At 60.1% G+C, this 11,950-nt stretch carries 9 protein-coding genes; 7 read left to right on the forward strand and 2 right to left on the reverse strand.

Going from position 1 to position 11,950, the window contains the following annotated elements; translation table 11 throughout:
• Positions 1-5: 5 nt before the first annotated feature.
• The 3 genes from FE783_RS19630 (at position 6) to FE783_RS19640 (ending at position 3,760) form a co-directional block, all read left to right on the forward strand.
• On the forward strand, positions 6-791 hold the full coding sequence (locus tag FE783_RS19630) for an ABC transporter ATP-binding protein (RefSeq protein ID WP_138881078.1): 786 nt from the start codon (positions 6-8) through the stop codon (positions 789-791).
• Positions 763-2,688 carry an ABC transporter permease gene (locus tag FE783_RS19635; RefSeq protein WP_138881079.1) on the forward strand — a complete coding sequence of 642 codons (1,926 nt, stop codon included), beginning with the start codon at positions 763-765 and terminating at the stop codon, positions 2,686-2,688. The genes FE783_RS19630 and FE783_RS19635 overlap by 29 nt, the downstream gene beginning before the upstream one ends.
• 166 nt (positions 2,689-2,854) lie before the next feature.
• Complete coding sequence (locus FE783_RS19640; RefSeq protein WP_138881080.1) at positions 2,855-3,760, forward strand: DMT family transporter; 906 nt, start codon at positions 2,855-2,857, stop codon at positions 3,758-3,760.
• A 22-nt stretch (positions 3,761-3,782) separates the two neighbouring features.
• On the opposite strand, the gene FE783_RS19645 is transcribed toward FE783_RS19640, so the two are convergent.
• Positions 3,783-5,558 carry an ABC transporter ATP-binding protein gene (locus FE783_RS19645; protein ID WP_158301914.1) on the reverse strand — a complete coding sequence of 592 codons (1,776 nt, stop codon included), beginning with the start codon at positions 5,556-5,558 and terminating at the stop codon, positions 3,783-3,785.
• Positions 5,530-7,350: an ABC transporter ATP-binding protein gene (locus FE783_RS19650; protein WP_238403167.1), complete on the reverse strand. Its 1,821-nt coding sequence runs from the start codon at positions 7,348-7,350 to the stop codon at positions 5,530-5,532. The genes FE783_RS19645 and FE783_RS19650 overlap by 29 nt, the downstream gene beginning before the upstream one ends.
• Before the next feature lie 359 nt (positions 7,351-7,709).
• Between FE783_RS19650 and murQ the strand changes: the two genes are divergently transcribed.
• The 4 genes from murQ to cysK all read left to right on the forward strand — a co-directional run bounded on the left by murQ (position 7,710) and on the right by cysK (position 11,863).
• Entirely contained in the window at positions 7,710-8,612 is a 903-nt protein-coding gene (gene murQ / locus FE783_RS19655; RefSeq protein WP_138881141.1) for an N-acetylmuramic acid 6-phosphate etherase, read from the forward strand.
• Between the two features lie 242 nt (positions 8,613-8,854).
• Positions 8,855-9,838, forward strand: a complete 984-nt coding sequence (locus FE783_RS19660) for a DUF4434 domain-containing protein (RefSeq protein ID WP_138881083.1) — start codon at positions 8,855-8,857, stop codon at positions 9,836-9,838.
• A complete protein-coding gene (locus FE783_RS19665; RefSeq protein ID WP_138881084.1) occupies positions 9,835-10,782 on the forward strand; it encodes an ROK family protein in 948 nt (315 codons plus the stop codon). Before FE783_RS19660 ends, FE783_RS19665 begins: the two co-directional genes overlap by 4 nt.
• A gap of 145 nt (positions 10,783-10,927) precedes the next feature.
• A complete protein-coding gene (gene cysK / locus FE783_RS19670; RefSeq protein WP_138881085.1) occupies positions 10,928-11,863 on the forward strand; it encodes a cysteine synthase A in 936 nt (311 codons plus the stop codon).
• Positions 11,864-11,950: the final 87 nt, after the last annotated feature.

The following is an 11,950-nucleotide window of genomic DNA, read 5'->3' on the forward strand; positions in this document are numbered from 1 at the left end:
GAACGATGACCACCGTCTTGAAGGCGCAGGCGCTATCGAAACTGTACGGAGCGAATAACAGCAAGGTGACATACAGGGCGCTCGACCAATTTAATCTGGAAGTTGGCCTTGGGGAGTTTGTCGGCGTCATGGGCCCGTCCGGGAGCGGCAAAACGACGCTTCTGAACCTGCTGTCCACGATCGACAGGCCGACATCCGGCCGGATCGAAGTGAACGGCACCGATCCGAGCGTGCTCCGAAACAAGGAGCTGGCCATGTTTCGCCGCCGGCATCTTGGGTTTATTTTCCAGGACTTCAATCTGCTCGAGACGTTGTCGATCAAAGAAAATATCGTCCTGCCGCTCGTCCTGGACAACGTAAAGGTCGAGGAAATCGAGAGCCGGCTGCGCGAAATCGCCGATGTGCTCGGCATCGCCCATATTATGGACAAGCGGACCTACGAGGTGTCCGGCGGACAGCAGCAGCGGGCGGCGATCGCGCGCGCGATCATTCACCGCCCCGCGATCGTGCTGGCCGACGAGCTGACCGGCAATCTCGATTCCAAGGCGGCCAAGGACGCGATGGAGTCGCTTCGGAAGCTTAACGAGGAGCGGGGAACGACGATTTTGATGGTTACGCACGACCCGTTCGCCGCAAGTTATTGCCGCCGGATCGTCTTCATCAAGGACGGCAAGCTGTTCTCGGAAATTCGCCGGGGGACGAACCGGCAGGCGTTCTTTCAACAAATTCTGGACGCGCTGAGCGTGCTGGGAGGGAACTTCGATGACGTTTCGCAAGCTCGCCCGGAGTAATGTGAAAGGCAATTGGCACCGGTACGTCGCCTTTTTCCTGAGCAGCACGTTTTCGGTCATGATTTTTTTCATCTATGCGGCGTTTCTGTTCCACCCCGACGTGATCAGCGGCAATATTCGCGCCGCCGACAAAGTGCGGCAGGGCATGATTTTGTGCGAGTACATCATCGTCATCTTTTCCTTTTTCTTCGTGCTGTACTCGATGTCGGCTTTTTTGAAGTCGCGCAAGAAGGAGTTCGGGCTGCTCAGCTTGTTCGGCATGACGAACCGGCAGATCGCCAAGCTCGTCCTGTATGAGAACACGCTGATCGCGCTGCTTGCCATCGCGGCCGGAATCGGCTTCGGCGCCTTGTTCTCCAAGCTGTTCTTCATGGCGCTTGCGGAGCTGCTGCACGTTGACAGCCCCATCCGCTTCATCCTCGCGCCGAAGGCGATTTGGATGACGGTCGTCGGATTTTTCGCGCTGTTCGAGCTCATTACGCTGTTTACGCTGCGTACGGTCGGCCGCAGCGAGATCGTCGAGCTGCTGAAGGCGGCGAAGAAGCCGAAGAGCGTACCGGTTTCCTCGAAATGGCTGACGCTGCTGTCCGTCGTCTGCCTTGCCGCCGGGTACTATATGGCGTTTCAGGCGAAGCTGCACACGATTTTGATCTACATGGTGCCGATCCTTGCGACGGTTATTGTCGGCTCTTATTTTTTGTTTACTCAAGCAAGCGTGGCTATTTTGCGGCGTCTGCAGAAAACGCCCGGCTTGTACTACCGGCATACGCACCTCGTTACGGTGGCGCAGCTTGTGTTCAAGATGAAGGATAATGCGCGCACATTCTTTATGGTAGCGATCTTAAGCGCGGTTATTTTGACGGCGTCGGGTACGTTCTATGTTATGTACTTGGATACGACCAACAAAATGGTCGATTCATACCCGCAATCGTTCGGGTATACCGAGCGCGGAGCGGCGACGCACGATATGATTCATCCGGACGAGCTGAAGCGGCTGCTGACGGAGAAAGGGCAGGAGATCGCTTATGAGGTGAGGCTGACCGGTATGCCGGTGCCGATCACTTTGACGCAGATGAACAACCGTCAGACGGAAGCGATGCTCGTGCCGGAACAGGCCTATAACCGGATCGCGAAGCAGTTGAACCGCAAGACTTTGCAGGTAGAAGCGGGGCATGCGTACTACGTGTTCCCTTACAAGGAGGTAGCGGTCGAGTTTTTCCCGAAAGGAAGCAGGCTGGAGACGAACGCGGACGGCAAGCCGCTGTCGGTTGTCGTGGACGGACAAATCAACGGGGGTATTATCAATTCCAACGTCGATTATTCCGGAATGCTGGTCGTGGACGACGCCGAATACGCCGAACGGAGCAAAGGAGTTCCGGACAGCAGGCTGATGGCTTATTACGGCTTCGAAACCCGGAATTGGACGGAATCGTTGACGGCTTCGCAGCAAATCGCGGGCACGATACCGGAGAAGGAGCGGGAGCGGTTCGAATCGCGCGTGGGACCTTATTTGGACTATAAGCAGTTCAACTCGTTGACGCTGTTTATCGGTTTGCTCGTAAGCGTACTGTTCTTCGTCGCTTCGGGAAGCATGCTTTACTTCAAGCTGTTTACGGAAATCCAGGACGACCAGGCGCAGTTCAAGGCGCTGACCCGAATCGGGGTGTCGGATGAAGAAATCCGCAAAATTACCGGGACGCAGATCGGAATCGTGTTCTTCCTGCCGGTGGCGGTCGGCATTATCCACGCGGCGTTCGCCTACAAGTCGCTCGGCAACATACTCGGTACGACCGTATGGCATTACGGGCTGACCATAATGGGGATCTATATCGCCATGCAATTCCTATACTTCGCTTTGGCGAGAAGAGCCTATATGAAGCAGCTCGGCCAGGGGTAATCTTTAGAGGAACGTGCGGGTACGGTACGGGCAGCAATCCCGGGAAAAGACCGGGGTTTCCGCGGGAGAAAGGACGGCATCGGGCTTAAGCTGCATCGCTTTTCCCGGCTCCGGGGAGTAAGATGGGAGAGAAAGATGTTCCCCGGATGGAAGAAAGGACTGGCTCATGGTTCGTTCGTATTTGCTGCTGCTGTTTTGCGTGACCGTGTGGGGGAGCAACTTCGTGTTCGGCGCGATTCTCGTCGACAACTTCCCGCCGATGCTGCTGGCCGTTACCCGGCTGTTTCTGACTTGTTCCGTATACGTCGTGATGGCGGCCGCATCGCGGCGGTTCGAGATGCCGACCCGGCAAGACTGGAAGCTGCTCGTGCCGATCGGCTTGATGGGCGTTCTCATCAATCAATCGTGCTTCTATATCGGCATGCAGGACGCGGATCCGACGTCCTCTTCGCTGCTGCTGTCCTTGTCGCCTATCGTGATCGGGCTGTTGGCCGCCGCCTTCTTGGGGGAGCGGCTGACGCTCCGTATGGCGGCCGGGTCCGTCGTGGCGGTCTCCGGCGTTTTTTTCGTCGTGAGCAAGGGCGGCTCTATCCATTTGTCCGTCAGCGAGCTGTGGATATTCGGCGCGATGCTGTCATTCACGATCGCAACGGTTTTGACGCGGAAGCTGCTGGAGCGCCGGGATGCGTTCTTCGTAACCGCCTACTCTACTATCATCGGAACCGTTATGCTCGTCCCGGTAGCATTCGCCCGGGACCGGGTGTCGGACATGAGTACCGATCCATGGGCGTGGGTGATGCTCGTCGTCACCGCGCTTGTCATGCAGGTCGTCTGCGGACTTATTTGGAACCGGCAAATGCTGCGAGTAGGTGCCGGACGTGCCGCCGTATTTCTTAACCTGCAGCCGTTCGTCGCGATGGCGCTCGGCTATGCCGTATTAGGCACTCCGGTGACGATCCGGCAAGGGATCGGCTCGCTGCTCATCATCGGGGGAGTGCTGTTCGCCACGTACCGGCGAAAACAAGAGACGGAGCCGAGAGAGAGCAGCGAATCCACGAGCGTTACGGCGTAGAGCAAGTATTGCCGATTTTATTTCATCTAAAATGACCGCTCCGATGCGACGCTCCGTCTGCCGCATGCTCGCAAAAGCTGCGGAACAGCGTCGGACCGGCCACCAGTTCCTCGTACGTTCCGCTCTCCGCGATGACGCCGTCGTGCATGACCAGGATGTGGTCGGATCGTTTTGCGATCGAGAGTCGGTGCGTGATAAAGATCAGGGTGCAGCCTTTCAGGCTTGCCGTCAAGCTGCGCAGCAGCCGATGCTCGGTTCCCATATCAAGCGCCGAAGTCGCTTCATCCAAGATCAGGATGGACGGCTTGCGCAGCAGCGCGCGGGCGATGCTGATCCGCTGGCGCTCTCCGCCGGACAACTGCAGCCCTTGTTCCCCGACTCGGGTGAACCAGCCTTCGGGCAGCCGGGATATCCACTCCTCCAGTTCGGCTCGCCGAACCGCTTCGCGGACGGATTCCAGATCGGCCTCTTCGCTGCCGTAGACGAGATTGTCCAGAATCGTGCCGCTTCGCAGCATCACGTCCTGCGTAACGCAAAGCATATGTCGGCGCAGCCAGGCGGGATCGATGAGCGGGAACGGGATGCCGCCCAAGCTTACGATTCCGGAGGAAGGCTCGCGCAGTCCGAGAAGCAGGTCGGCGAGCGTCGACTTTCCCGATCCGCGGTGTCCTACGATGGACACGACGGAGCCCGGGGCGATCCGGAAGCTGACGTCGTGCAGCGAGAGCCTGCCGCTTTCGCTCTCGGCGTACCGGAAAGACAAGCGGTCCGCCTCCAGCACGGCCGGTCCTTCCGGTACGGCTGTGCCGCCTTCCCCGCCTGCCGGATAAGCGATATCCGCCACCCGGTCGATGGCGGGCAGCACTTTCATGGCCGCCATTGCCATTCCGATCAGCGATACGCCGAACGGCCGCAGCCAGTTATAGACGGCCACGAAGGCGACCAAAGATCCGACGGTCATATGCCCCCTCAATACGAACGATCCGCCTATCGCATACATCACTACGAGAAAGCTCCCGTTCAAAGCGGCATTCGCGATTTGAATGCGGTGTTCGGTGAGCGTCCCGAGCCGGGTATGGCTCCACTCCCGGCGCAAGCAGTCCCGCATCGTACCGAGCGCGCGGGCTTCCTGACCGGCCGCTTTAAGGAAGGCGGCGGCGGATACGATCTCGCGCACGGTTTCGGCGACTTGCGAGTTGTGCCTCGCCGTCTCCGCCGATCTCCGCTTGACGCGTCCGCCGAGTACGGTCATAAGAGCGGCTTGTCCGGCCCACAAAAGCAGCACGACAGCCGCCAAGCCGGGGTGCAGATAGAGCAGGAGCGCCGAACCGACGGCGATAGTGACGACATGGAAGCACATGAATCCGATGTTCCCGTTCGCCAGATCGCCGATGGAACGGGTGTCGTCGAGGATGCGGGTAATCAGATCGCCCGCCCGGCGGCGGCGCAGCTCCGCAAGCGGCCGGCGTTGAAGGCCGTCGTACAGCTCCGCCCGTCCTTGTCCCGACAAGCGGATCATGAATCGGCCGAAATAATCCTCGGCGATAATCATCGCACTTCCCGTAATCGGGGCGGCCACCATGCAGATGGCCACAAGGACGAGCCAATTCCAGTCGCGGGCGGGAAGCACGCTCTCCAGCACGTACTTGGACATGAGCGGGGGGACCATATAGAGCAGGCTGCCGATCACATTTTTCATGAAGATCAGGAGCAGATTCAGCCAGCGCGGCCCAAGGTGCTTTCTTATGTAAGCGAGGACGGTTGTCCGGTTAGCGGGCAGCGGCAAGTTTGCGCGCAAGATCGGGACCTCCTTCCGATCCGTAGTCAAGGTTTTGTCCGGAAAGCCCGTCCGAATCCAGTTCGCGTTCCCGGCGCCACAGCTCGGCGTATAAGCCTTGCCGAAGCAGCAGCTCCTCATGCGTGCCTTGCTCGACCAGCTCTCCCCGATCCAAGACGAGTATACGGTCGGCCATGGCAGCCCCGCGCAGACGGTGGGTGACGCTGATCCGCGTGATGCCGCCGGCATAAGCGTGCAGCGCCTCGTATACGCCGGTCTCGGCAGCTTGATCCAGCGACGAGACGGCCTCGTCAAGCAGCAGCATATCCGGCTTCTTGACCATTGTCCGCACGAGCGAGAGCAATTGACGCTGTCCGCCGGATAGCTGCCCGCCCCCTTGACCGATCTCGGAATCGTACCCCTCGGGAAGCGTCGATACGATGTCCGAGGCGCCGAAAGCTTGCATCCATCGATCCAGCGTATCCCGGTCCGAGTCGGCCAAATAAGTCAAATTGCGCGATAAGCTTCCACTGAACCAGGCTCCATCCTGCATCACATATCCGACGCGGGAGCGCAGGTGCGCGGCATCCAGCTCGCAGAGCGGAACGCCGCCGATCTGGATGTCGCCGCCGGTAGGCTCCCGCAGCCGCACGATTAGCTGCAGCAGCGTGCTTTTGCCGGCTCCGCTCGGCCCTACGATCGCGACGTGCTCGCCGGGATGGATCGTGAAGTCGAGGCCGCGCAGCAAGTCGCCTCGTTCTCCGGCAACCCGTACGCCGTGGAACGAGATCGGAAGCCCGCGGTAATCGGGGAGCGGGCGCAATCCGTCCTGCAGTCCCGGCTCGACAGGCAGCCGCGAATATTCCAGGATGCCGTGAACCCTCACTTTAATATCCGCGAAGTTTACATACAGCCCGAAGAAAGAACGGACAGGCGCATTGAGTGCCGGGATATAAGCGATAATCGTCACCAATTGGCCTACGGTGGACTCTCCCGCGACCATTTGCCACCCGGCGAACAGAAAGACGAGCGCGGGCGCGAGCGAATCCGGAATGCGCGGAAACGTGCGGTACAGGCTGTCGACGATGCTCTCTTGAAACTTCAAGTCGGCCCATCGGCTTTGTTCGGCTGCGACCGACTCGTACTCCCGGCGCTCGGTTCCGTACAGCTTGATCTGCTTGACCGTCTCCAGCTTCTCCAGCAGGCTTTGCCGGAGCCGGGAGTCGTGGGCCGCCAGCTCCTTGCGCGCCTGTCCCCGCTTACGCCCGAAGATGTGAACCGGAATGAACAGAATGACATAGGCGGCAACAAGCACGACCGCAAACGGCCAATTCCAGCGGCTGATGACCGCAATAGCCAAGCAGGCAAGCAGCAGCTCCTGGACGAAGCCCGGAATCGTGGACAAGCCGAACTGCTGGATAACCCGCGTATCCTGTGTCAAACGCTGCAGCAGCTCGCCTCTGGCCGTCCGGGCAAAGAAGGACGAGGAAGTCCGCAGCACGGCGGATAGCGTATGCTCGGTCAGCTCGTACGACAGCCGGATCATCGTTTTGGCCGAAACGTAAGCGCGGAAGGCGATGCACAGCTCCATCGTCAGAAGCGCGGCCAACAGGAGAGCGGCGATCCCGGCCATTCCGTCCCCGTCATAGAAGGTGATCGCGTCCATCAGCCTGCCGATGAGCAGCGGAGCTGCCGCACCGCACGCGGAGGCAGCAGCGGTCAAGAGCGCGACGAGCACGACCGACCGTTTGGAACGGGCGAACTGTTTCGCGAAAAAAACAAACCATTCGGGAAAACGCAACTGCAACTGCATCAGCTTCAACGTACATTCACCGTCCCGGAAATTGGAAAGTGCCATTATCGTAGCAGTCGAATTTCGCAAGGGTCAAACGGTAAAAACAAGTGTTCGCCTTTTTCGCCGAAAGCGAATAGACGATTCTGATGCCGGACAAGGACATTTTCAGAAAACGAAAGCTCCCGATTTCTCATTCGTTCTCCTCTTTTCGGTCGAACGGACGTCCCCGTCGCCCGAATCACTTTTAAGCTTTACAGGGAGCGGAAAGGTCTTCTATAATAAGCTTGTGGAGACGAGTTCCTTTTTTTATTTGTTATTATGGAAAAATACTTCGAAGGGGAACCGATGCCGGTTCCGATTCGAGAGGAGATACAAGGATGCAAGCGGACGCGAATATACGCGGTCTCGATACGGAGCAGGTCAACCCGCGCACCCGGAATCTGGACCAATGCTCGACCCTCGAGCTGCTGACGCTGATGAACGAGGAGGACTGGCGCGTTCCGGCAGCCGTGGCGGAGGCGCTTCCCGCCGTGGTGGCGGCGGTGGAATTGATCGCCGGGGCGCTCCGCGGCGGCGGCCGGCTGTTCTATGTAGGCGCCGGCACGAGCGGACGTCTCGGCGTGCTCGACGCATATGAGTGCCCGCCGACGTTCGGCACCCCACCCGAGCTCGTACAGGCGCTCGTGGCGGGCGGCGTGGCGCGGGACCGGGCCGACGAATCGGCCGAGGACGATCCCGCGCTGGGCGCCGCCGACTTGGCCGGCCGCGGGCTCACGGCGGCCGACGTCGTCGTCGGCATCGCCGCGAGCGGCCGCACGCCGTACGTCGTCGGCGCGCTCGAATACGCTCGCTCGGCGGGAGCGTCGACGGTCGCCTTGGCGTGCAGCCGCGGCTCCGTGATCGGCGCGCTCGCCGACCGGGCGATCGAGGTGGCGGTCGGGCCGGAGGCGCTGACCGGCTCGACGCGTCTCAAGGCGGGCACGGCGCAGAAGCTCGTGCTGAACATGATCAGCACCGCGACGATGGTGAAGCTCGGCAAGGCGTACGGCAACTTCATGGTAGACATGCAGCCGAGCAACGACAAGCTTCGCCAGCGGGCGAGAGGGATCGTCGCGATGGCGACCGGTGCCGACGAGGCGGCAGTGGAGGCGGCGATGACCGCCACGGGCGAGCAGATGAAGGCGAGCATCGTTATGCTGCTGGCGGGCGTATCCGCCGAAGAGGCGTTCCGGCGGCTCGAGGGGGCCGGGGGAATCGTGCGGGAGGCTCTGCGGGGCTGAACCGTAATTTGCAATAGCGGAACTGCAGTACCTTATTCCCTGTTAAAAGCCGTGGCGCGATGCCAATAAAGGAACTGCATTCCGCTATTTGATCTTGTCGGGGCAAAGCCGCCCGATTCACGGTCGGTTAACGGAAGCCAGTTCCTCTAATCTTCGGGAAATACCGGGAAATCACGGAATAGCGGAACCAAGTTCCTCTATTCCGATCGTGCCGTTAACTCAGACGAATCGGAGGAACCTGTATGGCACTCATGCGCATAACGGGATCGTGGTTCGATTTCTATCACCCGAATCCGTATGAAGGAGATTGTTGGAATTCCACGACGCAGCGCTTTACCGAGGCGGACTGGGATTCGAAGCTGGCGGAAATGGCCGAAGCCGGGCTCGATACGCTGGTGCTGCTGAACGTGGCGCTGCACGGTAAAGCCTTCTACCCGTCGGACATTTGGTCGTACCGTTGGGATACGGTCTGTCTGGACCCGCTGGAGGCGGTCCTTGCGGCCGGCGATCGGCTCGGAATGACGATCTATGTGGGCAACGGCTTCTACACGACGCCGATTATGGGCAGCTTGTCGACGACCGGCGATACATCGTCGCTGCGGTTCGATTTCGCCAAGGAATTGGCGGCCCGGTATGGGCACCATGCTTCGTTCGCAGGCTGGTATTTGCCGGTGGAAGCGGCGATTTTCACCCACTTTCCGGACCATTATATCGCCTACGCCAACGAAATGGCCGACTTCCTGCGCAAGATCGGGCCGCAGAAGGTGCTTATCGCGCCGTACGGCACACGCTCGGTTACGGGGGATGACCGTTTCGTCGCCCAGCTTCGCTCGCTCGAGGTCGACTACATCGCTTATCAGGACGAGATCGGCGTCGACCGGACGACATTCGAAGCGGTGGATGCGACGTTCGCCCGGCTGCGCGAAGCTCATGACCGTGCGGGCAAGCCGCTCTGGTCGGACCTCGAGCTGTTCAAGTTCGCCGGAAAGGTGCTGCATCCCGGGCCGTTCGAGCGGGTGCGGCGCCAATTGGAGATTTTATCGAAATATTCGGATAAAGTGCTGTGCTATCAATACTTGGGCATGATGAACAAGCCGGGCAGCCCGGTTCACGCCGGTCACGAAACGTCGGTGCGGCTGTACGAAGACTATATGGCTTTCCTGCGCGACAACGGCTTGTGGGGCGTTGACGCTGCGGGGCAAGCCGGGACGGAGCGGAATCGATGAAACGACAAGTCGTATTCGGAGTCGATATCGGAGGAACGAACATCAAGTCGGGGATCGTCGACCAAGAGGGAGTCATCCTGCACGCCGACAATACGCCGACGGATGCTCAAGCCGGGCGGGATTCGCTGCTCGACAAGCTGTACGACATCGCCCGCCGCTACAAGGAGCGGGCTGCGGCTGAAGGCTGGGACGCGCGCGGCATGGGCGTGGCGACGGCCGGGTATGTTCATGCGCGGGAAGGGCGTATCGGCTACGCGACCTCCAACTTGCCGGGCTGGACGGGCGTACCGCTGCGGGACAATATGTCGCGCGAGACCGGCCTCCCGGTAGCGCTCGTCAATGACGCCCATGCGTTCGCGATCGGGGAGGCGTGGATCGGTGCGGGCAAATCGCTCGAGGGCTTTCTGTGCGTAACGCTCGGTACGGGCGTCGGCGGAAGCTGGGTGACGAAGCACGGCGGGACGTATTTCGGCCGCGACGGTTATGCGGGCGGCTACGGCCATATCGTGATCCGCCACGGCGGTCAGCCGTGCAACTGCGGCTTGAGCGGCTGCTGGGAGCAGTACGCTTCGGTACGGGCGCTCATGCGGCTTGCCGCCGAAGCCGGCGTCGACGAGACGCTTACCGGCGGCTCGGCCAAGAAGCTGTTCGAGCTCGCCCGCGAAGGACACCGGACGGCGCTTGACGTGATAGACCGATATGCGGAATACGTGGCGATCGGCATGACCAATCTGATTCATATCTTAAATCCCGAGTCGATCGTCGTCGGCGGGGCGGTTACGGCGCAGGGAGATTTCCTGTTCGACCGGATTCGCGCCCAAGCGGAACGGCAAATGATGCCGGCCTACGCGCCGGTCCGTATCGTGCCCGCCGCGCTCGGCGAGCAAGCGGGCTTGGCAGGCGCCGCTAAGCTGGCGTGGCAGGCGGCCTCGCCTAGCCACTGATCGCATTTTCAAGAAACTAAGGCGGAACTGCTCCCGGGCGTTCCGCCTTTACTTGTTTTGGAGGCGTCGCTGGCAATAACCGGGTTTTCCAATAGGATCTCTTATGAGTTATGATAGAGGGACAGATTCGAAAGGATGATGGAACATGGCCAACATTGCCGACAATTTGACCGACTTGATCGGAAATACGCCTTTACTGGCATTGAACAATTATGCCGGCCGAGAGAGGCTCGGGGCGAAGCTGATCGCCAAGCTGGAATATTTCAACCCGGCGGGAAGCGTCAAAGACCGGATCGGGTATGCTTTGATCAGAGACGCGGAGGAGAAAGGCGTGCTCCGTCCGGATTCGGTCATCATCGAGCCGACGAGCGGCAATACCGGCATCGCTTTGGCGTTCGTGGCGGCGGCGCTCGGGTACCGGCTTATCATTACGCTGCCCGAGGCGTTCAGCGTCGAACGAAGGAAGCTGCTGAAGGCGCTGGGCGCGGAGCTCGTGCTGACACCGGCTTCGGAAGGCATGCAGGGGGCGATACGCAAGGCGGAGGAGCTGGCCGCCGAAATCCCGCATGCGTTCATTCCGCAGCAATTCGGCAATCCGGCGAATCCCGACATTCATCGAAGGACGACAGCCGAGGAAATATGGCGGGATACCGACGGGGAAGTCGACATATTCGTTGCCGGGGTCGGAACGGGAGGCACCGTATCGGGAGTCGGGGAAGCGTTGAAGCGGAAGAAACCGTCCGTCCGAATCGTTGCGGTCGAACCGTTCGATTCCCCAGTGCTGTCGGGCGGCAAGCCGGGCTTCCACAAAATTCAAGGCATCGGCTCCGGCTTCGTGCCGGACGTGTACAATGCGGCAGTCGTCGATGAAATTATCAAAGTATACAACGAGGACGCTTTCGAAACCGCACGCAAGCTGGCCAAGACGGAAGGGCTGCTCGTTGGCATTTCGTCGGGCGCCGCCGCTCATGCCGCAACGGAGATCGCCAAACGTCCGGAGAACAAAGGCAAAACGATCGTCGCTCTTCTGCCGGATACCGGTGAGCGTTACTTGTCGACGGCGCTGTTCCAGGATGAATAGGTTTAATCGAGTTTACAAGGAAGAACCTCCAACCCGCCTGCGAAGCGGTTTTGGAGGTTCTTCTGCATAGTTACTTACTGTCCGTCT

It is taken from the genome of Paenibacillus mesophilus (assembly GCF_005938385.1).
Lineage (GTDB): Bacteria > Bacillota > Bacilli > Paenibacillales > NBRC-103111 > Paenibacillus_AB > Paenibacillus_AB mesophilus.

Excerpts from the sequence above, each read along its gene's own strand:
- FE783_RS19650 (WP_238403167.1), bottom strand. The coding sequence starts at position 7,350 with ATGCAGTTGCAGTTGCGTTTTCCCGAATGGTTTGTTTTTTTCGCGAAA.
- FE783_RS19640 (WP_138881080.1), top strand. The coding sequence starts at position 2,855 with ATGGTTCGTTCGTATTTGCTGCTGCTGTTTTGCGTGACCGTGTGGGGG.
- FE783_RS19630 (WP_138881078.1), top strand. The coding sequence starts at position 6 with ATGACCACCGTCTTGAAGGCGCAGGCGCTATCGAAACTGTACGGAGCG.
- FE783_RS19665 (WP_138881084.1), top strand. The coding sequence starts at position 9,835 with ATGAAACGACAAGTCGTATTCGGAGTCGATATCGGAGGAACGAACATC.
- murQ (WP_138881141.1), top strand. The coding sequence starts at position 7,710 with ATGCAAGCGGACGCGAATATACGCGGTCTCGATACGGAGCAGGTCAAC.
- FE783_RS19660 (WP_138881083.1), top strand. The coding sequence starts at position 8,855 with ATGGCACTCATGCGCATAACGGGATCGTGGTTCGATTTCTATCACCCG.
- FE783_RS19635 (WP_138881079.1), top strand. The coding sequence starts at position 763 with ATGACGTTTCGCAAGCTCGCCCGGAGTAATGTGAAAGGCAATTGGCAC.
- cysK (WP_138881085.1), top strand. The coding sequence starts at position 10,928 with ATGGCCAACATTGCCGACAATTTGACCGACTTGATCGGAAATACGCCT.